The organism is Microbacterium esteraromaticum, assembly GCF_017303215.1.
GTDB classification, from domain to species: Bacteria; Actinomycetota; Actinomycetes; order Actinomycetales; family Microbacteriaceae; genus Microbacterium; species Microbacterium esteraromaticum_C.
The window spans coordinates 551268-576969 of sequence record NZ_JAEMWU010000001.1; the positions used below are offsets into that span (position 1 = coordinate 551268).

Genomic DNA, 25702 nt, shown 5'->3' on the forward strand with positions numbered 1-25702 from the left:
GTCTCAGTCGGTGCCGGGAGCGTCTGCCGGTGCGTGGTGGATGCCGGGTGGCGGGGCAGCCGCGAGGAGTCGTCGGGAGACGACGAGGTCTGCGGCGGTTCTCTCGATGAGTCCGGCGACATCCTCGAATGATCGCATGTCGCGGATCAGGCTGACCAGCACGACGGTGGCGTGGGTGCCGTACAGGTCTCCGCTGAAGTCGTGGATGTGGCATTCGACGCGAGTGTCGGTGACGTCGCCGAACGTCGGGTTGTCGCCGATGCTGACGGTCGCTTCGCGCCAGAGCGGCTCATCGGCCACGCGCGCCCAGGCGGCGTAGACGCCGTCGGGGCAGCCGACGTGAGGCACGTGCAGATTCGCGGTCGGGAACCCGAGCCCGTGCCCACGGCCGTCGCCGTGCACGACGGTGCCGGCCAGTGTCGTGGGCTGCACGTTCAGGCCACGATCGAGCGATAGCGGCTCTGGTGGAACACGAGCGGCTCGACCTCGTCGAAGTGCTGCAGGCCGTCGATGCCCAGCAGGGCGATGGTGTGATCGCCGGCTTCGACCAGGCGGTGGAAGTGGCAGGTGAGCCAGAGCGCCGCGCCTTCGAGGTGCACTGCTCCGCTCTCGTCGGCGACCCAGTCGACGTTCTCGAACCGGTCGCCCTCGCGGGCCGAGAGGCTGCGGCTTGCGTGCTCTTGCCCGTGACCCAGCACGCTGACGCCGACCGAGGTGGCTTCGGCGAGCCGGGGCCAGGTGCGCGAGGTGTTGGCGACGCTGATGGCCACCAGCGCCGGGTCGAGCGAGATCGACGTGAACGAGTTCATCGCCATCCCGACGGGGGAGTCTTCGCCGTCGGGCAGGGCGCAGACGGCGACGACACCGGTGGGGAACGACGAGAACGCGCGGCGCAGGCGCAGGGCGAGGGGCATCTCGGACGGGGTGGTTTCGATCAACACTGATCCTCCAATGAACTAGTCAAAGTTGTTCAGTCACGCTAGCACTCGATTCCTCGACGTGCGCAAGTTGCGACCTGTGGGGCGCCAGGCCCCGGGGTGGCCGCGGAATCCACTCTTGCATGAATCACTCAAACTTGACTAGAGTCACTCGAACCAGCCCTCAATGACGAAAGGCAGCGTTTGATGAACCTCATTACCCGAGAAAGACGAGCGGTCATCCTGAGCGGGGTCCTCCTCGGAGCGCTCACGCTCGCGGCGTGCAGCAGCTCACCGGCAGACAGCGGCGATACCCCGAATGACGCGCTGATCAGCCAGGAAGACTGCCAACGCAACGCCGATGCCGGCACCATCACCTACATCTCCGGCTATGGATACTCGGCCAGCGCCGGACAGCTCGATGTGTTCATGGCCGACGACCTCGGATACTTCGACGACCTGTGCCTCGACGTCGAGATCAATGCCGCCGGCGGCAACGGCCAGCAGCTCGTGTCGTCCGGCAAGGCGCAGTTCACCGCCCTCGGCTCGGCCGAGGACGTGCTGATGGCCGCCGCGAACAGCAAGAACCTCACCGCCGTCGCCACGTACGGCACGACCTCTCCGTTCTGCATCTTCGCGAACGAGAAGGTGAAGTCGCTCAAGGACCTCGAGGGCGGCACGCTCGGCTACTTCATCAACCTCACGCCGGTGGCGGGGGCGATGCTGGATGCCGCGGATGTCGACGAGTCGAAGGTCGACTTCATCAAGATGACCAACTACGACCCCACCGTCGTGCTGCGCGGTCAGGTCGACGCGGTCGTCGGCTACGCCTCCAACCAGTGCGCCACACTCGACGCGATGGATGCCGCCTACTCGAAGTTCCTGCCCGAGGACCTCGGCGTCGATGGCACCTACAACGTCATGGAGGTCAACTCCGAGTTCCTGGCGAAGCACCCCGAGGCCGTCTCGGACTTCATGCGCGCGAGCCTGAAGGCTCTGCAGCACTGCCTGGATGACGAGGCCGACTGCATGCAGCGCATCACGGCACTCGCCGAAGAGGGCGGGCAGGCCAAGGCGTTCCCGCTCGAGCAGCAGGAGCGCACCTGGGCCGTCGAGTCGCAGTGGGTGCGCGACAGCACCGCCGGCGCGCCGGGCGTGCAGGCGATCGAGGAGTGGCAGCACGCCGCCGAGATCGTGCAGCAGTACGGCACGGTCAAGGACATCCCGGCGGTCGACTCGGTCATCGACGTCGACCTCGTCGCCGACCTGTACGACGCCGATGGTGCCCTGATCTGGCCCGGTGATGCGCAGTGACGACCAATGCCGCCGGTGAGGGTGTGCAGATCTCACACCTGGTGAAGAAGTTCGGCCAGCCCGGTCGCGAGATGCTCGCGCTCGACGACGTCAGTCTGACGGTGGCGCCCGGTGAGTTCGTGTCGGTGATCGGTCCGAGCGGATGCGGCAAGTCGACGCTGCTCAAGGTGGTCGCCGGGTTGCTGGATGCCGATGGCGGATCGGTCATGATCGGATCCGACAGTGTGCGCATGGCCACCAAGCGCAAGACGATCGGTCTGGTGCCGCAGGCGCCGGCGCTGCTGCCGTGGCGCACCGTGCGCGAGAACGTCAAGCTGCCGGTGCGCATCAACCCACGGGCGAACGCCGGCCGTTCGCTGCGCGACCCTGACGAGCTGCTGACATCGTTCGGGCTCGGGCATGCGCTCGACAAGTACCCGAAGCAGCTCTCGGGCGGCATGCAGCAGCGCGTGGCGATCGCCCGGGCGTTCGCGTTCGACCCGAACATCCTGCTGATGGACGAGCCGTTCTCGGCGTTGGACGAGATCAATCGCGATCAGCAGCGGATGGGGTTGTTGGAGTTCTGGCAGTCCAACCGCAAGTCGGTGATGTTCGTGACGCACTCGGTGCCCGAGGCCATCGTGCTCTCAGACCGGATCGTGCTGATGGCCGCCCGGCCCGGGCGGATCGCCGAGATCATCGACGTGAACCTGCCCCGGCCCCGGCATGAGGATGCCTACGCCAGCGACGAGTTCCGCGACCTCGAGGCGTATGTGCGCGATCGGCTGGCCGCGGTGATGGAGGAGGGCGCTCATGTCTGACACGCTGAATATCTCCAACACCCAGGTGATCGCGGCGCAGGGCGCCCGCGGCGCGGAGGGCGGCGTGGCGCAGCTGCGTCGGTGGCTGCGCCCGGCGGTGTGGATGCCGACGGCTGTCGTGTTCGTCATCGTCGCGGCTCTCTGGGAGCTCGTCGCGCTGACGAACCCGTACATTCTGCCCTCGCTTGGGGCGGTTGCCGCGGCACTGCTCGACGACCCGGGCATGTACTGGCAGAACTTCTTCATCACTCTGCAGGAGGTGGCGGTCGGTGCCGGCGCGGCGATCATCCTGGGCTACGCGATCGCCGTGGTGATGAGCGAGTTCGAGATCGTCGAGCGCGCTCTGATGCCGCTGATCGTGCTGGTGATGGTCACCCCGGTGATCGCCATCGCCCCGGCGCTGGTGGTCGCGTTCGGCTTCGGGATGCTGCCGAAGTACATCATCACCGGCATCGTGGTCTTCTTCCCGGTGCTGGTGAACTCGCTGGCCGGTCTGCGCAGTGTCGACCCTCGGGCTCGCGACGTGTTCCGCACCCTGCACGCGACGCGGTGGGAGATCTTCCGCGACCTGCGGTTCCCCGGTTCGATGCCGTACTTCTTCGCCGGGCTGCGCATCAGCCTGCCGTTGGCCGTGGTTGGCGCGGCGGTCGCCGAGTTCGTGGCGGCGGGCACCGCCGCCGGGCTCGGGTCGCTCGTGACCACCTCGGCGGCGCAGGCGAACCTCGAGGTCACCTGGGCCAGCATCTTCATGCTGTGCCTGATGGGGGTGCTGCTGATCAGCATCCTCGCCATCGTGCGCAAGCGCGTGCTGTGGTGGAGCGACGGCGAACCGACCGCGCAGTGACCGACACAACTCTTTGATCTGAAAGGAAGCACCGTGAGGAAACTCCACTTCGGTCTGTTCGAGAACGCACAGGCCAACGACACCGGCCGCGCCACCTGGCGCCACCCCGATAACGAGCGCGACCAGTACGACACGCTCGACTACTGGCTCAAGGTCGCCAAGGTGGCTGAGGAGGGCGGGCTCGACTTCCTGTTCCTCGCCGATGCCTGGGGCTGGGCCGAGGTCGACGGGGTGCGTCCCGATGTGGCGTCGGTCGAGGGGCTGGATCTGCCTCGACTGGATCCGTTCATCGTGGCATCCGCGATTCTCGCCCACACCGACAAGCTGGGCGTCGTGATGACGGGGTCGACTCTGCTCGAGCAGCCGTACGCGTTCGCGCGGCGGATGGCGACCCTCGACCAGCTCTCGAAGGGCCGGGTGGGCTGGAACATCGTCACCACGGGCACCGCCGACACCGCCGTGAAGGCGTTCGGCGTGCCGATGGTGGCGCACGACGAGCGCTACCGCATGGCCGATGACTTCGTCGAGGTCGTCTACAAGCTGTGGGAGGGCGCGTGGGAGCCGGATGCCCTCACCAAAGACAAGCAGGGTAACTTCGCCGACCCGGCCAAGGTGCACCAGATTCATCACGAGGGCCCGTACTTCCGCAGTGAGGGCTACGGCAACTCGGCGTACTCGCCGCAGGGCACGCCCGTGCTGTTCCAGGCGGGGGCCTCGCCGGCCGGTCGCGCATTCGGCGGCAAGCACGGTGAGTGCATGTTCGTCGGCGGCGGCAGCGTCGAGCAGCTGGCCGAGCACAGCCGTGCGATCCGTGCCGCGGCGGTCGAGTCGGGGCGCGATGCCGATTCGGTGCGTGTGATGGCCGAGTTCCGCTGCGTGATCGGTGAGACGCGTGAAGACGCGCAGCGCCGCTACCAGGAGGTGCTCGACTCGCAGACCCCCGAGGTCACGGTGGCGTCGTACGCGTGGTTCACGGGGCTCGACCTGTCGTCGTACGACCCGGCGACCCCGATGACCGATCTGCACACCGAGCTGTCGCAGTCGCAGGTATCGCGCTTCGCCGGCAAGACCGTGGGCGATGTGCTCAAGGACTGGCACGAGCACGGTGCCGGGTCGAAGGCGTTCGTCGGCACCGCCGAAGACGTCGCCGACCGCATCATCGAGCTCGCCGAGGGCGCCGACCTGGACGGCTTCCTGTTGGCGCCGGTGATCCAGCCCGGTTCGACGATCGACTTCGTCGAGCAGGTGCTGCCGATCCTGCGTGAACGCGGTGCCCTGGGTGAGAGCGTGGGGGCCACCCTGCGCGAGCGGCTGGTCGGCGCCGACGAGGCGACGATCCCCGAGAACCACCCGGCTGCTGCGCACCGTGCGCGGGTCGCGAGCGCGGTCTGATGGATTCGGGCCCCGTCTGCGTCGTCGGAAGCATCAACGCAGACCGCTATGTCGGTCTCGCCCGGCTGCCTCAGCCGGGCGAGACCGTGCTCGGCGCCGGGCTCGGCTCGTATCCGGGCGGCAAGGGGCTGAACCAGGCGGTGTCGGCCGCGCGGTGCGGTGCTGCCGTGCGCATGTGCGGTGCGGTCGGGGCGGATGCCGATGGCGCGATGCTGCGGGAGGCGATGGCGGCCAGCGGTGTGGACGGCGACTGCGTCGTCGATACCGATGCCGTCACCGGCGTTGCGTATGTGTTCTCGTTGCCGGGCGCTGAGAACAGCATCGTGGTGGCGCAGGGCGCGAACGGGCGGGTGCGCGGTGAGGACGCGGCGGCCGCGGTGCGCGGCGCCCGCGTGCTGCTGACCCAGCTGGAGATCGAGACCGAGGTGGCCGCCGAGGCGCTGCGCGCGGCGCGTGCGTACGGGGTCACGACGGTGCTCAATGCCGCGCCTGCGCACGTCGCGACGTGGCAGATGCTGCCGTTCGTCGACGTGCTGATCGTCAACGAGTCCGAGGCTGCCGCGCTCGGCGGACTGGATGCCCTGCGTGAGCGCACGACCGTCGTGCAGACCCGTGGGGCAGAGGGCGTATCGGTGTTCGGCCGGGGGGAGGAGCCCTTCCACGTGCCGGCGTTCCCGATCACGCCGGTCGACACCACGGGGGCTGGGGATGCATTCTGCGGCGGCTTCGCCGCGGCGTTGGCGCGGGGCGACAGCATCCGCCATGCCACGTTCGACGGTGCCGCCGCCGGGGCGATCGTGGCGCAGCATCGCGGAGCGCAGCCCGACGCGCTGAGCGCGGAGGCGGTGCGCGGTCTGGTGGCGGGCGTCTACTCGCCCGCGAACTGATACTCGCCCGCCTGCACGCGCTCGAGCAGGGTCTGCGCCCAGGTCTGCTCGGCGCGCAGGCGGGCCGAGGCGAGGTCGAAGATCTCGCGCACGTAGGTGGGCGTCGTCTCAGACTTGAGGGTGTCTTCGACATGGAAGGTGTTGGTGGTGATCAGCGCGTCGATCTTGGTGATGCGGTGCTCGATGCCGGCGACCACCTCGGCACGGGTGAGCACGAACATGAACGACACCAGCGCCAGGGCGCTGCGGGTGTCGAAGGTCTGTACGTCCCACAGCACGTCGCGCACCATGCGCAGCAACTCGACCTCGCCGGTCGATGACATGCGGTAGGTCGTGCGGGCGGGGTAGTTGCCCTCGGAAGAGGTGCCGTCCTCTTCGATGTATCCGTCTTTGACGAGCGACTTCAGCGCGTTGTAGATCGAACCGGGCCGTGTATTGGCCCATTCATCGGCGTGCCACGTCGACAGCTCGCGGCGCAGAAAGTAGCCGTGGACAGGCTGAAACTGGTGAACAGCGCCGAGCACCATCAGAGACGTATATGTGCGCATCGCCCCATGCTAGGGGGCGTGCGTTGTATTGACTAGTCAAACTGGCCGTGTGAATCGCGTGGGGGCCGCGGCACCGGTGCCCCGGCCCCGACGCCGCGGGCTGGTCACTGCGTTCGCATCATCCCCGCCGTACCAACGCGCGCACGCTGGCAACAAGCGCGACGATGCACCAGAGCGACAGCGTGACCAGGTCTCGCGCTTCTGCTGTGTAGGTGTCTGAGAGAAGTCCGGCCCGGATGAGATCTGCGGCCGGGCGGAACGGCAGAACATCATGCACCATCTGAAACCACACCGGCAGCTGGCTACTCGGGAAGGTGATGGGCGAGAACAGCATGACGAAGAAGACGAGGACCTGCGTCACGAGTTGCGTCACCATCGGTGGTAGCGACACCGCGATTGCGTACCCCATCGCGGATGCGGTGATGGCGGTCAGGATGGAGGCGGCGATCAGCAGGGGCCAATCAAATGAGTAGTCGAACCCGTAGCGCCAGTGGGCCACGAGCACGGAGACTGCCACGCCCGGCAAAGCCACAAGAAGCCACACGGTGAGATCGGCAACGAGCAGCAGCGCGCGCGGAATGGGCAACGCGCGAAGGTAGGTGAAGGTGCCCGTGGTGCGGGACTGGGCGACGCCCGCCGAGACTATGGCGAGCCCGACGATCATCAGCAGCACTGTCGGTGCCCCGGTAGAGATGAACTGGGCTGAGGCGGTGTCGATGCCAGGGATCAACAGGCCGAAGCCGACGATGATCCCTGCGGCCAGCGCTACCTGCACGACGATGACGAAGGGCAGCATCGGGCCGGACTGGGTGAGTGTCCAGCGCAGGAGAGTGCGAAACGTCACGCCCAGCCCCGGGCGAGGAAGAGGTGCGGCGGTTCGGGCCATGGGTGAGGTGGTCGTGGCCATCAGACGCCTTCTTTCGTGGCTTCAGCTAGTTCGTCGCCTGCGGAGGTGATGGAGAGATACGTGTCTTCGAGAGTCGTCGGGGTGATCGCGTAGCTCTCGACCTCGCCTCGGTCGCGGAGTGACGCAGCCCAGGCGACGGCGGTAGCTGCGTGAGTGGCGGCGATGGTGAGAATTGTGCGTCTTCCTGCGGTCACCTGGCGTACGACCGGAAGCGGCGGCGAGATCGGTTCTGTCGCAAATGCGTCGGTGCGGAAGAGTTCGACATGGAGGTCATTGTCACGGGTGCCGCGTAGCTCGCGGGGCGTGCCCGTGGCGACGACGCGGCCCCGGTCGAGGAGCACGAGCGAGTCGACGACTCGTTCGGCTTCGAGGACGTTGTGCGTGACCAGAAGCACGCCGGCGCCTTGGTCGCCGAGTCGGCGTACGGTCTGCCAGAGGAGCCTGCGACGTGAGGCATCGACGTCGTTCGTCGGTTCGTCCAGGACGACGAGGGGAACGGGGGCGACTGCTGCCATGGCGAATGCCGTGAGGCGACGCGCCCCGCCAGACAACCCACCCTCTGGTACTGCGCGCCGGGTGAACCACTCGCCGATGTCGAGGTCATCGGCAAGCCGCAGCGCGGCCGCGCGGGCGTCGGAGGTCGATAGCCCGCGCAGGCGCGCGGCGATCTCGATCGCCTCTTTCGGGGTGAGTCCATCCAGTGGCGCTTGCGCCTGCGGTTGGAGCGCCACGGCGCGTCGCGCTGCCGCAGGATCCTTGATCGCGTCGATGCCTGCCACGCGGATAGCTCCACGGTCGGGGCGCAGGAGCCCGACAAGCTGCGAGACGAGTGTCGTCTTTCCTGCCCCGTTGTGTCCGAGCAATCCGACCACTTCGCCGGGGTGCACGCGCAGATGAATGTCCTCGTTCGCGACCACTTTCCCGAACGTGCGGGTGAGGTCGCTCACCTCCAGAACGGCGCTCACAGCAACCGCCCCCTTTCGCATACCGTTGGTATCTGAGATACCGACAGTATCTAGATTTGCGGAGGGGGTCAAGAAGTAGGATCGGGGGATGGCAGATTCCGGCTCCCGGCGCGCTCATGCGCAACGTCAGCAGGAGACCCGCAACGCACTGGTCTTTGCGGCGCTCGCAGCCTTTGCGCGGGACGGATATCACGCAGCAAGCCTCGAGGGAATCGCCAACGACGCCGGGTTCTCGAAGGGTGCGATCTACTCGAACTTTGACGGCAAAGCCGATCTGTTTCTCGCGGTCATGGACAACAACCTGGCAATGGTGCGAGGCGATGGGTGGGATCCGCTCGACAACCACAGTCAGGGGGAGGATGCTGCTGACGAGCCGTCAGAGATGGATCTGCCCGCACTGGTTCGCGGCTTCGCTCTTGCCACACTGGAGTTCATCGCGTCCGCTGCGCGTGACGAGAAGCTCGTCACCGCACTGCGCGCGCGCAATCAGCTCATGATCGACGCCTATCAGCGCATCGCAGAAGAGCAACGCGCCGAAGGTGAGATGCTCTCGACAGGTGATGTCGCGCGCCTGATGGTCGCTCTCAACCAGGGCATCTCGGTGGTGGCGTTGAGCGGCATCAGCGATATGGACGACTCCCTCATGCGCGTGGGAATGCGCCGCCTGCTTGACCCGGCGGGGTCAGCAGGCGACGCTTCCCTGCGGACGCCGGGAGGGTTCCCGGGAGTCGAAGACGTTCAGAGAATGTTGCGAGACGCGGCCGACAGCGAGAGATGATCGCTCGCCGCCGGCGCTGCCGTTGCGGGCTTACTGCACCGACCACCCGCCGTCCGAGGTCAGCACGGCGCCGTTGATGTTGACGGCGTCGTCGCTGAGCAGGAAGGTGATCGAGGCGGCGAGCTGTTCGGCGGTCGCGACCGACGGGATCGCCTGCTGGAACGGCGCGAGGCGCGCAGACCCGTACTCGGACATGTGGGGCGGCATCGGGATGCCCGTGGCGACGCCGCCGGGTGCGACCGAGTTCACGCGGATGCCCTTCGGCCCGTACATCACGGCGGCCGAGCGGGTGACGCCGATGATGCCGTGCTTGCTGGCGGTGTAGGCGTTGCCCGAGGCATTGCCGCGCAATCCCGCTTCGCTGGAGACGTTGAGGATCGCCCCGCGGCCGGCCTGCTCCATGAGCGGCAGTACGGCGCGCATGAGCTTGAACGGAGCGGTGAGGTTGATCGCGATGACGCGGTCCCAGGTGGCATCCGATGTCTCGCCTGCCGGAGAGAAGTCGTCGTTGATGCCGGCGACGTTCGCGAGGCCGTCGATGCGGTCGCCCGCTGCGGCGACTACGGCGTCGATCGCGGGCTGAGTGGTGAGGTCTCCGGCGATGACGGTGATGTCAGCATCCGACAGTTCGTCCTTGAGGGCGTCGAGCTTGTCGGCGGCGATGTCTGAGGCGATCACGCGTCCGCCTTCGCGCGCGATGCGCGCGGCGGTGGCCCGGCCGATTCCGGATGCTGCGCCGGTGACGATCACGGTCTTGCCGGCGAAGCGGGCGGGGGTGATGCGTTCGGTCCAGCCGGTGTCTTCGGTGTCGGTGGGCATCTCGCCGCCGTTGGCGGCGCGCACGAGGTCGTCGACGACCGACTGGGGCATGGCGCCCTGGCTCATGGCGACGAGTTGCTGCAGGGGGAGGCCGAGCACGGGGGTGAGCTGTTCGGGGTCGGCGCCCGATTGGGCGAGCAGGCCGCGGATGAGGTCGCCGCCGATGTCGTCGTTCAGCCACTCGCCGATGGTGGAGTGTGCGGTCAGTGCCATGGGATCTCCTTCACTCGTGCGATAACGCAACGTTGCGTCTCGTAACTCGACTATACGCCCGATACTCTGAATGAATGCCCCGACCTCGCAGTGAGAAAGCCCGCCGGGCCGTGCTGGAGGCGATGCGCAGCGCGCTCGCCGAAGACAGCTACGCCGCCGTCACGATCGAGGGGCTCGCCGCCGAGGCGGGGGTGTCGAAGCAGACGATCTACCGCTGGTGGCCGTCGAAGGCCGCCGTGCTCGGTGAGGCGCTGCTGGAGGGGGAGCTTCCGGGAGCGGATGCTGCCGTTCCGATGACCGACGACCTCGACACGGATCTGCGTGCGTGGCTCACCGCCATGTCGGCACGTCAGAGCGATGGTGCGACGCTCGAGATCGCGCGGGCGCTGATCGCCGTGACCGCCACCGATGCCGAGCTGGGTGCGCTGCTGAACGAGCGCCTGGCGGCGCCCGTGCGCGACTGGGTGACCGTGCGGTTGACTGCCGCTATCGCCGCCGGCGAGGTGCGTGCCGATGCGGATGCTGACGCCATCGCCGACCAGTTCATCGCCTTGGCCAGCTACGCCGCGCTGCTGGGGCAGCCGCTGGGAGAAGAGCGGGTGGATGCCATCGTGCGGATGGTCATGCGGGGGATTGGGGTGTAGGTGGTGGGCGGGATGTCACCTCGCCGGCGTGATTGGACCTGGCGGGTGCTGTCGAGCCTCTGCGCGTATCGGAAGTGGAAAGGCCGGAAGGAGGCGTCGGCGCTCAGCCCACGTAGGGTGACTAGTTGATGACGCCTCACAAGCCGCTACGCTACCGGTGATCCCGAATCCCAAACGTCGGCGTACTCGTCACGGACTTGCGGCCAGATGATGCGGAGGCCTGCTTCGACGGAGCCTACGTTTCTCGCCGTTTGGCCGAGGAGTACAAAATCGTGCGCGATCGGGCGGCCAGCGCGGTCGATTCGCCCCTCGGGGTCAGCCAACCTCAACGCAGCCCGGTCCCCAACGGCTTGATACCCCTGAGGTCCGAGCTCGGTCGCGTCGAAGACTGCTTCGTACGTCGGCAATGGGTCAATGAATCCGCCTGTGCGTAGAAACCTGAATCCCCAAGATCTGCCACGCGTTGCCCAGATAAATGTCACTTCAGGCTCCGCAGCAGTATTCGTTCCTGCTCGGCATCCTCTAGGTCGATGCGGAAACGAGTGAGCACCGCGGTCAGATAGTCATGCCGTGAGAGCGCTTCAGCCTTCGTTTCTTCGAGCTTCGAGCGCCCCATGCCGACCAGCTTGTCAATGGCGTCTTGCGAGAGCGCTCGCGCGAGGAAGGGCCCGATGGCAGCCATAGGCCCGGGGAGCTTGACCTTGCCGAGGAACGGCGCGACGAACGCCATCGCCGTGGCGATCTTGTCGGCGTTGTTGAGCAGTTCTTCTGCGACCTTCTGAGGGAGTTGCTGAGCTCTCACCCAGTGCACGTGTCGCTCGAACGGAAGAACTGCTGCGATCGGGAGGATCAGATCGACGCCGACGCGCTCTGTCACCTCGATCTCTTCGGGGGTGAACTTCGCAGAAGAGAGCAGAAGGAAATCCTCGCCGACCGCGAGGGCGTCTGGCGCTTGCACCATGTCCGCGATGGTGTCGCGCAGACGGTTGAGATCATCCCCGCTCTTCTCGATCACGAGTTCCTTGAGGCGGTGGACGTCCATCTCCGGGATCAGGTCCGATTTGGAAAGCGCGACCATCCAGATCCGAGGAAAAGCGACGAGCGGTTTGCCGTCGTCGAGAATCTGGTCTCGGAGTCGTCCGAGGCCCTCCCGGTAGTTGCGGAAAAGGGACTTCAGGTAGGCCTCTTCTTGACCTGCGTTGTCGAGCAGCCGCTGTGCGTCGACGAGGAGCAGAGCGACATCCGATCCGAGTAGGGAGCGGAATCCTTCGACCCTCCGATCCGCCTCCTCGCCGCTGACGTCTTGTTCGAACCACTCGCCAGGATAGTCGTGCCAAACCAGGCGCAGGGTGTCGAACGGCACGTTCTGTTTCGGCGCCGACGCGAGTGCCTTGGCTCATCGAATCGAGAAGGAGTAAGCGATCGATCGAAACTTGTTGGGTTCAGGGACCCGCGCGGACTTCTTCATCCCGAGGTAGTTCTGATAGAGCTTGACGCCCTGACCGGCATCGTCCGCGACGATATCGAAGAGGTTCCGTTCGCCATACCCCTGTTCCTCGGACGGCCCGAAGAAAGACGACAACAAGACTGTCTTGCCGCTTCCGCTTTCCCCGAAGACGGCGATGTGCTGTTCCAACACCTTGTTCGACATGCTCGTGCTCCTCTCAGCGTCGCCAGCGTAGCGGACCGCTGATGAAGCCATCGCCGGCAGTTGACCTAAGGAGTCGTTCCCAGAATCCGCTCGTCTTGCCCGCGCGCGCCTGTTCGTCATTCCAAAGTTCGCCGGCTTCGGTCCGAGCCGCCGAAGATCGCTCAAGTGAGCGAGAAGTGAAAGCAGCGGCAACTCCCAAGAGCTTCCGTCGGCCGATCCAGGGGGCGGGCAGCCAGAGCGCGATGGCGTGTAGCGCGGTGACAGCGAGAATCAGCCAGCCCAAGCCGCCGACCGTGGGCCCTGCGACGAAGAGGATCCCGGCGAAAAGCGCGCTGGCGAGGGCGCCAACCGCGGCGAATACGCTGACCGTCCACCTACGTGTGGACGGCGAGTCTGCCTTGTTCGCCGTGGCGATCCAGGCGAACGTCAGCAGAATCGGTCCGAAGGAGAGCAAACCCATCATCACAACCGTTGTGGGATGAGTTGCCCATTCGATACCCCAGGTGATCATCGAGTAGAGCGTTCCCGAGATGGTCATCACCACGATCGGACAGATCGTGTAGAGCGTGAGGGTGGGCCAGGTCCTTTGACGTGGTACCGTCTGCCATCCGGCGCCCAGGGCGTCGTTCGCCCATCGCGAGCGGCGAGCATGATTCTGGTATGCGAGGAGGTACCTCTGTTCGGCTGAGAGCAGCTGGGGCGGCGCGAGCCGTTCCGCCAGCACGTAACTTACGAAAGCAAGGAGAACGGCGAACGCGACGAACGCAGCGGACGTCGGTTGAGACCAGACCATGATGGCCGCGCCACTGAGAATGGTGGTCGTTGCGAGTTGCAGGGCGCGGGCGATCTTCCGATTTCCCTCGGCGTAGGCGTCGTTCAGTGGTTGGCCGCTCAGCGCCGCAAGCAGACTGAGGACGGTAGTGAAGAAGAGCAACTCTGTCGAGTACAGAGGACTGATGAACGCATGCAGGACCCCCAGCGATGTGTCAATCGAGACGTTGAGCGGGGTCAATTCCGCTAGCACCACCAACGCGAAGACGATCGTGAAGTTTCCACCAGCCGCGAGCACGAACCAGGCTGCGAGCTTTCTGCCAAGCGATGTTCCTTGTGCGCTCATGCGCATTGGTCTATCAGCAGGCACCGACGTCTCCTTCGCGCGATGGTTCTGCGCCATGATGGAGACGGCGCGCGTTCGGCGCCAGGGACAGGGGCATTCTTCGTGGTCAATCACGTCAACTTCATCTGGAACATCGCCGAGTCGTTGCGGGGGCCGTTCAAGCCGTCGGAGTACGGATCGGTGGTTCTGCCATTTACGGTGTTGCGGCGCCTCGACGCAGTGCTGGCAGAGACGAAGCCGAAGGTCGCCAACGTCGCGAAGGCGACCGAGACGATGCCTGACGTGCTGCGGCATCTGCGGCTGACGGAGGCTGCCGGCCACCAGTTCTACAACACGAGCACGTTCGACTTCGCGAAGCTGGTTGCCGACCCGCAGGACCTTCGTGCCAACTTCTCGGCGTACCTGGCCGGGTTCTCGGAGAACGTGCGCGACATCTTCGAGCGATTCGAGTTCGAGAAGACGCTCAACAAGCTCGCCGAGAAGAACAAGCTCTACTCGGTGACCGAGAAGTTCGCGCAGGCCGACTTCCATCCCAACGTGGTCAGCAACATCGAGATGGGCCTCATCTTTGAGGAGCTGATCCGGTGGGCCAACGAGCGCTCGAACGAGACCGCGGGCGATCACTACACGCCCCGCGAAGTGATCGCGCTCATGGTGCAGTTGCTGTTTGCGTTGGATGACGACGCCCTGTCGAAGTCGGGCGTGGTCCGTTCCATCTACGACCCGACCGCGGGCACTGGCGGGATGCTGTCGGTCGCGGATGAGTTCCTGCGGAAGATGAACCCCGACATTCAGTTGAACCTGTACGGGCAGGACTACAACGACGCGTCCTACGCGATTTGCAAGGCCGACATGGTGATCAAGGGTCAGGACGTCGACAACATCGCGCTTGGCGACACTCTCACTGAGGATGCGTTCGACGAGAAGAAGTTCGACTACGGGCTGTCCAACCCGCCCTTCGGCGTCGACTGGAAGGACCAGCGGGCGTACGTCGACGAGGAGCACGCGCGCCTCGGGTTCAACGGACGCTTCGGTCCCGGAACCCCCGCAGTCAGTGATGGGGCGATGCTGTTCCTGCTGCACCTTGTCTCGAAGATGCGCAAGAAGGAAGACGGCGGCTCGCGCGTCGCGGTCGTCCTCAACGGTTCGCCGCTGTTTTCCGGCGGCGCCGGTGGTGGCGAGTCGAACATCCGCAAATGGCTGCTCGACAACGACCTCGTTGAGGCGATCATCGGGCTGCCGAAGGACATGTTCTACAACACCGGCATCTCCACCTACATTTGGGTGCTCACCAACCGTAAGGACGATGATCGCAAGGGCCGGGTGCAGCTCATCGACGGTCGCGAGATGAAGGAGAAGCTGCGCAAGGGCCTCGGCTCGAAGCGCAACGAACTTTCGACTGACAACATCAAGGACCTCGTCACCCTTTACGCCGGATTCGAGGACGGCGAGCACTCGAAGATCTTCCGCAACGAGGACTTCCTCTACCGCACCATCACCGTCGAACGCCCCCTCAAACTGAACTGGCACGCCACCGCCGAACGGATCGATGCAGTCTTCGCTGCGAAGGCGGTGCAGAAGCTCAAAGAAGAGGACGCTGAGGCTCTGCGGGCCACGCTCAACCGACTCGACTCAGACACGGTGTGGAAGAACCGGATCGCGTTCCAGAAGGCGCTGAAGGATGCTGCGAAGATCGAAGGTCTCGCTGTCCCGGCGCCGCTGCTCAAGACCGTGACGACCGAACTCGGTGAGCAGGATGACACCGCCGACGTTTGTGTGGATGCGAAGGGCAAGCCCGAGCCGGACGCTTCGCTCCGCGACACCGAGAACGTACCGTGGGGCGAAGATGTCGATACCTACGTCGCCCGCGAAGTCCTCCCTTATGCTCCGGATGCGTGGGTCGATCACGCGAAGACCAAGGAAGGCGCGGAGGTCCCCTTCACCCGCCACTTCTACCAGTACATTCCCCCGCGTCCGTTGGAAGAGATCGACCGTGATCTGGATGCTGTCATGGATGAACTCCGCGCGATGCTCATGGTGGTCGAGGCATGACGCGAGAGCTCGGTGACTCCGGAACGGGGTGGCTCGGGGACATTCCGACGGACTGGTCCGTTGTCCCGGCGCGCGCCATGTTCGGCGAACGCAAGCAGAAGAGTTCGGCAACCGACGTGCACCTGACGCCTTCCCAAAAGTACGGCGTGTTGCCTCAGGTCGAGTACATGGACATCACTGGGAACAAGGTTGTACTGAACCTGTCCGGCGCCGACAACATGCGTCACGTCGAGGCGGGCGACTACGTGAGTCATCTTCGGAGCTTTCAAGGTGGCCTCGAGTTTGCGGGTATGCCGGGCAAGGTGAGTGCGGCGTACACGGTGCTGAAGCCGAAGGTGGCGATCGAACCCCGATTCTTCAAGTACCTGTTCAAGAGCGACCTCTATATCCAGGCTCTCCAGACCACGACTGACCAACTTCGCGATGGGCAATCGATCCGTTACGGGCAGTTCGCCCTGATCCCGTTGCCGCGCCCAGCAATCGAGGAGCAGCGGGCGATTGCGGACTATCTGGATCGGGAGACGGCGCAGATCGACGCGTTCATCGCGAAGAACGAGGAACTCATCAGCCTCCTCACCGAACGCCGCGCCGTGGCAGTCGATCGCGCAATCGGCTGGGGAACTACGCCAGATGTGGCAACAGGCGAGTGGCTTGGCTGCGTGCCGAACGGATGGTCGCTCGCGCCGCTACGCCGGTGGATGAGGTTTATAACCAGCGGGTCCAGAGGATGGGGCCAGTTCTATTCCGACGAAGGATCGGACGTCTTCCTTCGGATCGGTGATCTGCAGCGTGACCGACTCGAGTTGCGCCCTGTCGCACGGCAACGAGTAGAGCTTCCGGTCGGCGAGGAGGGCGTTCGCGCACGGACTCAGCCTGGAGACCTACTGATCTCTATCACTGCGGATCTGGGCTCAGTGGCGGTAATCGACATAGCTGATGCTGGCGCCTACGTGAGCCAACACGTCGCGCTTGTTCGACTCGACAAGGAACGGTTGAACTCACGGTTCGGCGCGTACGTTGTTTCTTCCTCCGCCGGGAAGACGCACTTCGAGAAGGCAGCATATGGCGGCACGAAGATCCAGCTCAGCCTGCCCGATGTCAGGGAGATGCCGATCGCGGTTCCCTCGCTGGACGAGCAAGTCCGCATCGTTCAGCACCTCGACGCTGTGACGGACGACGTCGACGAAGCGATCGAAACTGCGCGACGAGCGATCGAGTTGGCGCGCGAGCGTCGTGCGGCGCTGATCTCGGCCGCGGTGACGGGGAAGATCGATGTGGGGGTGGCTGAATGAGTGGCGTTGCGGGAGCACATCTGGAATCGGTGCTGGAGAACGAGATCGCGGAGCATCTCGACGCGAACGGCTGGCTGTACTCGCCGACCGATGCCGGCTACGACCGAGAACTCGCCCTGTTCTCTGAGGACGTGCTCGGCTGGCTGGAGGATTCACAGCCGACCGAGTTCGCGAAGGTGGTTCGTCCGAACGATACAGAAACCCAGCGGGACGCCGCCGGTCGCGACATCCTCGTTCGCCTCGCGAAGTCGCTGGATCTTGACCCGCTAAAGAACGGGGGGACGATCCGCATCCTGCACGAGGGATTCTCGATGGTCCCTCAACAGGGCGGTGCGGTGAAGTTCCGCCTGGCGCAGTTCCGCCCGGTGACGACGAACAACCCGGAGACGCTCGCCGCGTACGCGAAGATGCGGGTGCGCGTGATGCGTCAGGTGCACTACTCGACGAAGCATCCGAACAAGGCCCTTGACCTGGTGCTTTTCGTCAACGGCATCCCGGTCGCCACGATCGAGCTGAAGACGGACTTCACGCAGTCGATCGGGAACGCGGTGAATCAGTACCGGTTTGACCGGTCGCCGTCGGGTGAGCCGTTGTTCGCGTTCGCAAAGCGGTCGCTCGTGCACTTCGTCGTTTCGAACAGCGAAGTGCGGATGACGACCAAGCTCGCGGGAGCCGAGACACGTTTCCTGCCATTCAACCGAGGGCATGATGAAGGGGCCGGCAACCCGCCCAACCCGGCCGGTTCCGCATCCTCGTACTTCTGGGAGGAGATCCTGCAGCGCGACACGTGGTTGCAGGTGCTCGGCTCGTTCGTGCATCTGCAGGTGGAGGTCGACGTTGACCCCGACACAGGGAAGAAGACGCGCACGGAGAAGATTCTGTTCCCGCGCTACCACCAGTGGCGTGCCGTGAACAGACTTGTAGCGGCGGCACGACAGGAGGGTGCCGGCCGCCGCTACCTCGTCCAGCATTCGGCTGGTTCGGGAAAGACGAACTCGATCGCGTGGCTCGCGCACCGGCTGTCGCAGCTACATGACGAGCAGAACGAGAAAGTCTTCGATACGGTGGTCGTCGTCACCGACCGCACCGTTCTGGACAAGCAGCTTCAAGATGCCATCGCCCAGTTCGAGAAGCACGCTGGCGTCGTGCAGTCGATCACGCGCGACGGCGGCGAATCGAAATCGAGCGAGCTGGCCTCAGCGCTGACCGGCGGCAAGCAGATCGTGATTGTGACGATCCAGACCTTCGAGGCGTTGATCACGACGATCCAGTCGAAGCCAGAATTGCGGGGTCGCAGATTCGCCGTGATCGCCGACGAGGCGCATTCGTCACAGACCGGGTCGACGGCCGGCGCGCTGACCAAGGTGCTATCGCCGCAGGAGCAGGCGGCGGTGGCCGAGGGTGCGCCGATCGACTCGGAAGCGTACTTGCAGTGGGCGATGGAAGTCACGGCGAACGCGTCGAACATCTCCTACTTCGCGTTCACCGCGACGCCGAAGCCGAAGACGCTCGAATTGTTCGGTCGGGAGCCCGTCGGCGGGGGAACGCCGGAGCCTTTCGACCTGTATTCAATGCAGCAGGCGATCGAGGAAGGGTTCATTCTCGACGTGCTGCAGAACTACACCCCGTACAAGGTGGCGTGGCAGCTCCAGCATCCGGGATCTGACTACGACGCGCCTGGCGAAGTCGACGAGTCGACCGCGGTGAAGGCGCTCGTTCGGTACGTGCGGCTGCATCCCACAAACATCAGCCAGAAGGCGAAGATCGTCGTCGATCACTTCCGCCAGTTCGCGCAGCCGCTACTCGGCGGCAAAGCGAAGGCCATGGTCGTGACCGGTTCTCGCGTGGAAGCCGTGCGCTGGAAGAAGTACCTCGACGCGTATCTGTCGGACTCGCACATTCAGGGAGTGAAGGCACTGGTGGCTTTCTCCGGCACGGTTGAAGACCCCACAGATGTGGGTGAGGGGCTGACCGAGAAGACGCAGAATCCTGGCCTGTGGACGTCCGACCTCGCGGCCGCCTTCAAGCCATCGACGTACAACGTGATGATCGTCGCGGAGAAATTCCAGACCGGATTCGATCAGCCTCGTCTTGTGGCCATGTATGTGGATCGCAAGCTCGGCGGCGTGCAGGCGGTGCAGACCCTGTCCCGGCTCAACCGGACGTACCCCGGCAAAGACAAGACGTTCGTGCTCGACTTCGTGAACGAACCCCTCGACATTCTCGATGCGTTCAAGGACTACTACCGCAAGGCGGAGCTGACCGCGACGACCGATCCGAACCTCATCTACGACCTGGTCACGAAGCTCGACAGCGCGGGCATCTACACGATGGCTGAGGTGTCACAGGCGTTCGATGCCGCACTTGCCGCTGGCGTGAACGCCAACAGCGCGGTGAGCGCAGCGACTGCGCCAGCCGTCGATCGGTTCGCGAAGCGCTGGTTCAATGCGGTCACCGACGGGGATGCTGCCGAGCAGGATGAACTGAAGCTCTTCAAGAGCGATGCGGGTCAGTTCGTGAAGTTCTACGACTTCATCTCGCAAGCGCGGAACCTCGAGGACACCGACCTGCCTCGCCGGCACTACTTCTTCCGCCGCATCCTTCCACAGCTGGTGACGGCGACCTGGGAAGAGCCGGTCGACATCTCGAAGGTGAAACTGTCGGAGTACAGCGTCACTCCGGGCGATGCCGTCAAACTCAACCTTGAACAGGGCAAGGGTCTGGAGCCGATCACCGCAATCGGCTCGGGTGCTATCCACGAGAAGCACCGCAGCGCACTCGAAGAGATCATCGGCAAGCTCAACGAACGCTTCGGTGACAAGTATGGCGTTGGCGCCGTTGACCTCACGGTGAATCACATCGTCGGGAAGCTCGCGGTCGATTACGACCTCGCGCGCCAGGCCGAGGTGAATACGCCCCAGCAATTCGCCGAATCACCGGCGCTGCCGAAGGCGTTCGCAAAGGCAGTGATCGAGGTGCGGGATGAGACGCCCATGCTCGTCGATGACATGCTCAGCGACAACGGACTGTTCGCGGAGTTGAGTAAGGCTTTGCCGGCGATGCTGTACGAATTCTTGAGTGGCAAACAGTCCAAGGAAAGCGGTGTGGAATGAACGTCTGGGGAGTGCACAACGACTCATTGACGAACGAGCTGGTCGACGAAGGATTCATCAGCATCGGCTGGGATCGCCTCGGTGCCCTCTCAGAGATCAGGCAAGGTCGTGAGGGGCTCAAGCGGGCACTCACGAACCTTGACCCTGATGCCAAGCCGCGTTCTATTGCGGGTCAGGCCGGCGTGCTGGTCCGGTTCCGTGACGAGATGAAGCCAGGCGACGTCGTCGTCGCACCCTACAAACCCACGTCGACGATCAACATCGGTGTGCTTGTCGGTGATTACTACTACGACGCATCGGCGGGAACGCATCGGCACCGTCGGCGGGTCGAATGGCGCAAGACAGAGCTTCCTCGAACAGTTTTCTCGCAATCCGCACTGTACGAGATCGGGTCGGTCCTCACAGTCTTCCGGGTGCGCAATCATGCAGAAGAGTTTCTCGCGGCATTGGAGGAAGACGGGCAGACAGTTGAGCAACTTACCCACAAGGTAGATCAGATCAGCGATGAGCGAGCGGCCGATGAAGAATCGGATGATGAGCCGCGGGCGTCGCGTATCGAGCGTCACACTCGCGACTTCGTCCTGAACGCACTACACCGCAAGCTGACGCACCAGGAATTCGAGGAATTCACGGCGGAACTGCTGCGGGTGCTGGGGTACCAGGCACGGGTCACCCAGTACTCGCAGGACGGTGGTGTCGACGTAATCGCTCACCGCGACCCCCTCGGCGTCGAGCCCCCGCAAATCAAAGTGCAGTGCAAGCATCACACGGGGACCATCTCGGCACCCGAAGTGCAGCAATTGGTCGGGACGCAGGGGCCGAACGAGCTTTCTCTATTCGTGACGCTCGGCAATTACTCTCGGGATGCGCGGATGATCGAACGGCAGCGCACCGGTCTGCGCCTGCTGTCTGGCGAAGACGTTGTCTCGTTGGTGCTCGAGCACTACAGCGATCTCCCGGAATCTCGGCGGGCCTTGATGCCGCTTACCCCGGTGCTCGTTGTCGCTGACGCAGCCGACGTGTGAGTTCTTCTCGAGGCGATTGAGCGGCGCAGTTCTGCGCCGTCAGCCGACCTCCGACCGAACTGCGTGCCAGTTCTGCGGCATCCGTGATCTCTCCCAACGCGAGCTGTTGTGACTCGGTCTGCGCGTCCAGCGGACTACAACTCCGATGTCCAGCGTGCGCCGCTCGTGAGCTTCTCAAGCCGCGTGTAGCGCTGTCCCAACGTCCACGCCCAGCCGCGGCCCGTTGAGGTCTGGGTGTCATTCTTGATCGGCGCATCGAGTTGCACCGTTCGTGGGTCGTCCTCCCGCGAAAGGAGCATGATGCCGTACGCCGCATCGTGGTCGCGACTTCCCTCCTGAAGCAGAGCCGTGACCAGGTCCGCTGCGTGGTGTTGACCGATAGCCCGCAACTCGGCAGCTCCTTCATCGGAGAAGGCGACGGATGGTAGATACTGATCGATCCGCGCGATGGTCGGCTTGATCTCCCCCTGAGCGTAGAAGCCGAAGTGTGTGATGTCGGCACGAAACGATCGATCCGGTTGACAAACGTATGCGCCGTGCCTGATGTACTCGGGCCAAGCGTTTCGCGCTGCAACGACGACGGTGTCGTCCGCACTGAGCAAGCCGTCGGCCTCGTAGAGTGCGATGAGTTCACTCAATAGGAATCTGGTCTGTTCAGGGACGAGGCGTGTGGCGTCCTCCAGGTGCGCCCGAATCGACCTGGTCAGGTCCGCGAACGAGAACCAGACGATGCGTGACGCCGCATCCTCGGCAACACCATCGGGATCAGCGAGCCAGGTAGGCTGCGCGGCATCCGGTGTCAGGACGAAGAGGTAGGCGTCAGGATCGCCGACAAGACGCGCGGCATGCGAGCGGACCTGTTCACGATCGTGCCCCTCGGCGTCATACCCGTGCGGGACGGTCTTCGTCTCAAACCACCAGGTGAAGCGTGCGCTGATGCGAGCATCGGGGACCGAGCCCTTCTCGACGACCTGATTTTCGAACGAGACAGCACGCAATTCCTCGCCGATACCCGACGCGTTTTGCAGTAGCTCTTTGACGGTGCTCAGATCGATACGCTCGAAGACGGCAATAGTCGATGACGTGACGCGGTTTTCGCCCGCGCGGTATGTCGAGAACAACGGGTTCGGCATGTTCACCACGATTCCATATCTCGGTGGCGCTGGCGTAAGTCCATCAACGAAGCCCTTCCGGCAACGGCCTCGGCGACGGCGAGGCTTCGCCCGTCCGCCAGCCGAGATCATCAAGCATCGTCGACACCGCGGCCCAGGCGGTCCCCGACCGCGCAGACTCCGGCACGGAAGCAATCATCGACTTCAACGCATTCGACACAGTCCGGTCTTCCTCTGCCAATGCCGATGCGTAGCCGTGCGCCAGAAGATACGAGTGCGACGTGGCCCCGTACGCCAGGACCGCGTCGAGGAACATTTCGAGCATGCGTGCGGTCGACAGCTGTACGAAGTCGAGATCGTTGTGCCACAACCCATGCTTGATCGGATCCTCGTCGAACGTGAGTACCGTTCCGAGCTTCTGCCGTCCGGCAGGCATGGCCCGGCGCACGTCATGAACGATCTCGTGGAAGTGGGGGTCTCGAACCCCGAACCCCACGAACAGCAGATGCCGGGTCATCAGCGTGGCCTTCACCAATGAGCTGAGCGCCGCGCGGTCGGAGTTGAAGCCGAGATAGTCATCGCGTGTGAGCACGATCGACTCGGGCTTGTCGACCGAGCCGTGCAGCTTCAGCAGCCAACGCACCTCCTCGCCCGGCTCACCAGGGATGACACGTCGCGGGCGCTTCCCATCGAGTGCCGCCCATTCAAAGAGCCGGTCATAGTTGAGCGTGATCGCCTGTTCCGCATCCAGGGCCGCCAACAGCGGCGGTGCGATGCCATAGCGCTGCACGTTGACGGCATCCGCAACGGCTTTGCCGAACGCCGTGTCAGCGGCGCGACGCTCGAACGCGATCTGAACATACGCGGCCTGGTCGAGCGTGTCGTGCTTCTTGAGTTCGGCGACCACTTCGGGATCGAGGCCTACGGCATCCGCCAGACGCGTGATCAAGCCATCCCAGCTCGGTGCGCCACTCGCGATACTGATGCCGGCGCCCATGAAGGGCACAAGCCGGGCTTGCGTCGCGAGCTGTCCGAGCCGACGTGCCGCTGCTTGCTCGTCTGGCGCTAGCTCTGGCCAAGCGTCGCCGCTCTCGCGGCGGATCATCTGGGCGAGTGCGTAGTCTCGCGGGTTCGACAGCACGATGGCGACGTCGATGCCATGCTCGTTCGCTGCCTCGAGACTCTGTTCGTAGACGAGCCGAAAAACGTCTCCACGCACGTAGTCGGCACCACCGCCAGCCGTGCCGAAAAGCGGGACGGCGAGCAACGGCCGCTCACGCTGCGAAAGCACAGCGGTGACACCGCGTCGTCGTGCGATGTCGGTGCCGACTCGGAAGAACTCCTGCAGCCGCGGAACGAACTCTCGCGGGTGCGTGACGCCGTAGTACGGAACAGCAGTGAGGATCGTCGCAGGCTCATTCGGATGCTCGGCGCGATCGAGCAGAGGCAGGGTGAAGCGGTTCTCGGTCTTGTATGCGTCAAGCAGATGCGGATCGAGGCGATTCGGCGCGTCCGGAGCTGATGTGGTCCAGCCGCCTCCGGCGCGCAAATCCCGGTCTGTGGCGTGAAGGTACGCGTCGCATGCAAACCGGCGGATGTCGCCGGGGACGACGAAGACATGACCAGTCATGCTCTGATCCTGGCATCGTCAGCCCGCAGCGGCGACCCCGCCGGCCACCTTGCTCACAACTCTATGCACACGGTGGCACGAAGACCTCCACCACGAGAGGATGCCCTCATGCTCCACGATCTAACCCACCCGATCACGGACGGCATGATGGTCTACCCCGGCGACCCGACCGTGGGCATCCGCCCCGGGCTGACTCTCGACCGTGACGGGGTGGTCGTCGAACGGGTGCAGATGGGCTCGCACACCGGTACGCACATCGATGCGCCCGCCCACACGATCTTGGGCGGGCGCACGATGGCCGATGTCACACTCGATGAGCTCGTCGGCGACGCCCTCATCCTGCGGGTGCTGACCGCGCAGCCGAACCGGCCGTACACCTGGGACGACCTCGTTGTGCCCGGCGGCATCCCCGACGTCGTGCCGTCGATCGTGATCATCGACACCGGGTGGGCGCGCTACTTCGGCCAGCAGGCGGCCTTGCAGCATCCGCATCTCGACGCGGAGACCGCCGCCGAACTGTGGCGCCGCGGCATGCGCCTACTCGCCGTCGACACGCTCAGCCCAGACGAGACGGACGCAACCGGCGCGCCCACCGCCTCGTTCCCCGTGCACGAGATCGTTCTCGGCGGTGACGGCCTCATCGTCGAGAACATCCGCGGCCTGACCGACCTGCCGGCGCGCGTGCGGATCGGTTTCTTCCCGCTGAACCTGCAGGGCGACGGGGCGCCCGTGCGCGCGGTGGCGTTCACCTGAACGCACGACATCCGCGATTCTCTGTGGGTCACTCGCCCGGCTGGCTACCCTGACTCACATGACCGCCACCGTTCCCACATACACCGCCGCACAGGTGCGGGCGGCCGAAGCGCCCCTGCTGGCTGCAGGAGTGCCGCTGATGCGCCGGGCCGCAGCCGCGCTCGCCGCGGTGATCGCCGAGGGGCATCCGCGGCGGATGCTGGTGCTCGCCGGCGCCGGAGACAACGGCGGTGATGCGCTGTTCGCCGCCGCCTCCCTCGCTGGGCAGGGCGTGGACGTCGACATCTTGTGCACCGCTGACCGGGTGCACGACGAGGCCCTCGCCGCGGCGACTCGTGCCGGGGCAAGGGCCATCGCCCTCGGCGCCCTCGACCCGGATGCCTACGAAGTGATCGTCGACGGCATCCTCGGCATCGGCGCCCGTGGGGCACTGCGCGCGGCCGCACGCGACGTCGTGGAGCGGCTTCAGCGGGCACCCGCGCTGGTCGTCGCCGTCGATCTGCCCAGCGGAATCGACCCCGACAGCGGCGAGAACGACGGCGTCGTGCTCACCGCTGCGACGACCGTCACCTTCGGCGCGGTCAAAGCCGGCCTCACCTCGGATGCTGGCGCTCAGCACTCCGGACGCATCGTGCTCGTCGACCTCGGGCTCGACCTCTCCACCGCTGAGGCCACGGGAACAGCATCCGTTTCAGAAGTGCGCGACGGAACGCGCTGACGGCAACGTTTCTGTGGTTGCCGTCAGGTGAGCGACCCGAACCACACGCGTCGGATTCGTGGTCATTTCGGTCAGCGTGGCCGTGAGATGCGGCTGCAATGAGTGCCCGTTTGCCTCGGATCGAGTGGTCAGCATAGCCTGCACTCGCGGATCGAGATACCTCGTTGACGAGGGGTAGGCGAAGGGCTTGAATCCCTTGGCATCCACCCTG

At 64.8% G+C, this 25702-nt stretch carries 24 protein-coding genes; 13 read left to right on the forward strand and 11 right to left on the reverse strand.

The features are described from left to right. Nucleotides 1-3: 3 nt before the first annotated feature. Both JF543_RS02540 and JF543_RS02545 read right to left on the reverse strand, forming a co-directional pair. Nucleotides 4-432: a riboflavin kinase gene (locus JF543_RS02540; protein ID WP_347401071.1), complete on the reverse strand. Its 429-nt coding sequence runs from the start codon at nucleotides 430-432 to the stop codon at nucleotides 4-6. 2 nt (nucleotides 433-434) lie between these two features. Then, a complete protein-coding gene (locus JF543_RS02545; RefSeq protein ID WP_410340484.1) occupies nucleotides 435-941 on the reverse strand; it encodes a flavin reductase family protein in 507 nt (168 codons plus the stop codon). 183 nt (nucleotides 942-1124) lie between these two features. Here JF543_RS02545 and JF543_RS02550 point away from each other — a divergent pair, with 183 nt between their 5' ends. Genes JF543_RS02550 through JF543_RS02570 form a run of 5 tightly spaced genes read left to right on the forward strand, consistent with a single transcriptional unit; the run spans nucleotide 1125 to nucleotide 6154 of the window. After that, nucleotides 1125-2231 carry an ABC transporter substrate-binding protein gene (locus JF543_RS02550; protein WP_206821311.1) on the forward strand — a complete coding sequence of 369 codons (1107 nt, stop codon included), beginning with the start codon at nucleotides 1125-1127 and terminating at the stop codon, nucleotides 2229-2231. After that, nucleotides 2228-3031: an ABC transporter ATP-binding protein gene (locus JF543_RS02555; RefSeq protein ID WP_274368060.1), complete on the forward strand. Its 804-nt coding sequence runs from the start codon at nucleotides 2228-2230 to the stop codon at nucleotides 3029-3031. The genes JF543_RS02550 and JF543_RS02555 overlap by 4 nt, the downstream gene beginning before the upstream one ends. After that, the gene (locus JF543_RS02560) at nucleotides 3024-3875 is read left to right on the forward strand and encodes an ABC transporter permease (RefSeq protein ID WP_206822638.1); all 852 of its coding nucleotides are present in this window, start codon (nucleotides 3024-3026) and stop codon (nucleotides 3873-3875) included. The genes JF543_RS02555 and JF543_RS02560 overlap by 8 nt, the downstream gene beginning before the upstream one ends. A gap of 33 nt (nucleotides 3876-3908) precedes the next feature. Beyond that, nucleotides 3909-5267: an NtaA/DmoA family FMN-dependent monooxygenase gene (locus tag JF543_RS02565; RefSeq protein ID WP_179409416.1), complete on the forward strand. Its 1359-nt coding sequence runs from the start codon at nucleotides 3909-3911 to the stop codon at nucleotides 5265-5267. Then, complete coding sequence (locus JF543_RS02570; protein ID WP_206822639.1) at nucleotides 5267-6154, forward strand: ribokinase; 888 nt, start codon at nucleotides 5267-5269, stop codon at nucleotides 6152-6154. The genes JF543_RS02565 and JF543_RS02570 overlap by 1 nt, the downstream gene beginning before the upstream one ends. Here the strand turns inward: JF543_RS02570 and JF543_RS02575 are convergent. From JF543_RS02575 to JF543_RS02585, 3 genes are all read right to left on the reverse strand, one after another. Then, entirely contained in the window at nucleotides 6136-6702 is a 567-nt protein-coding gene (locus tag JF543_RS02575; RefSeq protein WP_179409414.1) for a PadR family transcriptional regulator, read from the reverse strand. The two genes, JF543_RS02570 and JF543_RS02575, sit on opposite strands and share 19 nt — an antisense overlap. A gap of 118 nt (nucleotides 6703-6820) precedes the next feature. Next, a complete protein-coding gene (locus tag JF543_RS02580; RefSeq protein ID WP_206822640.1) occupies nucleotides 6821-7609 on the reverse strand; it encodes an ABC transporter permease in 789 nt (262 codons plus the stop codon). Then, nucleotides 7609-8574 (reverse strand): ABC transporter ATP-binding protein, encoded by a 966-nt coding sequence (locus tag JF543_RS02585; protein ID WP_347401072.1) that lies wholly within the window; start codon nucleotides 8572-8574, stop codon nucleotides 7609-7611. Before JF543_RS02585 ends, JF543_RS02580 begins: the two co-directional genes overlap by 1 nt. 88 nt (nucleotides 8575-8662) lie before the next feature. Here JF543_RS02585 and JF543_RS02590 point away from each other — a divergent pair, with 88 nt between their 5' ends. After that, a complete protein-coding gene (locus JF543_RS02590) occupies nucleotides 8663-9352 on the forward strand; it encodes a TetR/AcrR family transcriptional regulator (RefSeq protein WP_206822642.1) in 690 nt (229 codons plus the stop codon). Nucleotides 9353-9382: 30 nt separating this feature from the next. Here JF543_RS02590 and JF543_RS02595 read toward each other — a convergent pair whose 3' ends face one another. Beyond that, nucleotides 9383-10384 carry an SDR family NAD(P)-dependent oxidoreductase gene (locus JF543_RS02595; protein ID WP_206821306.1) on the reverse strand — a complete coding sequence of 334 codons (1002 nt, stop codon included), beginning with the start codon at nucleotides 10382-10384 and terminating at the stop codon, nucleotides 9383-9385. 74 nt (nucleotides 10385-10458) lie between these two features. Here JF543_RS02595 and JF543_RS02600 point away from each other — a divergent pair, with 74 nt between their 5' ends. Next, on the forward strand, nucleotides 10459-11028 hold the full coding sequence (locus JF543_RS02600; RefSeq protein ID WP_242519377.1) for a TetR/AcrR family transcriptional regulator: 570 nt from the start codon (nucleotides 10459-10461) through the stop codon (nucleotides 11026-11028). 478 nt (nucleotides 11029-11506) lie between these two features. Here JF543_RS02600 and JF543_RS02605 read toward each other — a convergent pair whose 3' ends face one another. Genes JF543_RS02605 through JF543_RS02610 form a run of 3 tightly spaced genes read right to left on the reverse strand, consistent with a single transcriptional unit; the run spans nucleotide 11507 to nucleotide 13796 of the window. Beyond that, complete coding sequence (locus JF543_RS02605) at nucleotides 11507-12391, reverse strand: ATP/GTP-binding protein (protein ID WP_242519378.1); 885 nt, start codon at nucleotides 12389-12391, stop codon at nucleotides 11507-11509. 33 nt (nucleotides 12392-12424) lie between these two features. Continuing rightward, the gene (locus JF543_RS14340; RefSeq protein ID WP_242519379.1) at nucleotides 12425-12679 is read right to left on the reverse strand and encodes a hypothetical protein; all 255 of its coding nucleotides are present in this window, start codon (nucleotides 12677-12679) and stop codon (nucleotides 12425-12427) included. Between the two features lie 13 nt (nucleotides 12680-12692). Continuing rightward, a complete protein-coding gene (locus tag JF543_RS02610) occupies nucleotides 12693-13796 on the reverse strand; it encodes a hypothetical protein (protein WP_206822643.1) in 1104 nt (367 codons plus the stop codon). A gap of 102 nt (nucleotides 13797-13898) precedes the next feature. On the opposite strand from JF543_RS02610, the gene JF543_RS02615 reads away from it, so the two are divergent. From JF543_RS02615 to JF543_RS02630, 4 genes are all read left to right on the forward strand, one after another. Then, nucleotides 13899-15848 (forward strand): type I restriction-modification system subunit M, encoded by a 1950-nt coding sequence (locus JF543_RS02615; RefSeq protein ID WP_347401073.1) that lies wholly within the window; start codon nucleotides 13899-13901, stop codon nucleotides 15846-15848. Beyond that, nucleotides 15845-17140 carry a restriction endonuclease subunit S gene (locus tag JF543_RS02620; protein WP_206822645.1) on the forward strand — a complete coding sequence of 432 codons (1296 nt, stop codon included), beginning with the start codon at nucleotides 15845-15847 and terminating at the stop codon, nucleotides 17138-17140. The genes JF543_RS02615 and JF543_RS02620 overlap by 4 nt, the downstream gene beginning before the upstream one ends. 311 nt (nucleotides 17141-17451) lie before the next feature. Then, entirely contained in the window at nucleotides 17452-20253 is a 2802-nt protein-coding gene (locus JF543_RS02625; protein WP_242519508.1) for a type I restriction endonuclease subunit R, read from the forward strand. Further along, nucleotides 20250-21278 (forward strand): restriction endonuclease, encoded by a 1029-nt coding sequence (locus tag JF543_RS02630; protein WP_206821298.1) that lies wholly within the window; start codon nucleotides 20250-20252, stop codon nucleotides 21276-21278. The genes JF543_RS02625 and JF543_RS02630 overlap by 4 nt, the downstream gene beginning before the upstream one ends. Before the next feature lie 134 nt (nucleotides 21279-21412). Here JF543_RS02630 and JF543_RS02635 read toward each other — a convergent pair whose 3' ends face one another. After that, nucleotides 21413-22411 (reverse strand): hypothetical protein, encoded by a 999-nt coding sequence (locus JF543_RS02635; RefSeq protein WP_206822647.1) that lies wholly within the window; start codon nucleotides 22409-22411, stop codon nucleotides 21413-21415. A gap of 43 nt (nucleotides 22412-22454) precedes the next feature. Further along, nucleotides 22455-24020: an SIR2 family NAD-dependent protein deacylase gene (locus tag JF543_RS02640; protein WP_206822648.1), complete on the reverse strand. Its 1566-nt coding sequence runs from the start codon at nucleotides 24018-24020 to the stop codon at nucleotides 22455-22457. A 108-nt stretch (nucleotides 24021-24128) separates the two neighbouring features. Between JF543_RS02640 and JF543_RS02645 the strand changes: the two genes are divergently transcribed. Further along, nucleotides 24129-24773, forward strand: a complete 645-nt coding sequence (locus tag JF543_RS02645; protein WP_206822649.1) for a cyclase family protein — start codon at nucleotides 24129-24131, stop codon at nucleotides 24771-24773. A gap of 58 nt (nucleotides 24774-24831) precedes the next feature. After that, on the forward strand, nucleotides 24832-25491 hold the full coding sequence (locus JF543_RS02650; RefSeq protein ID WP_206822650.1) for an NAD(P)H-hydrate epimerase: 660 nt from the start codon (nucleotides 24832-24834) through the stop codon (nucleotides 25489-25491). Nucleotides 25492-25702: the final 211 nt, after the last annotated feature.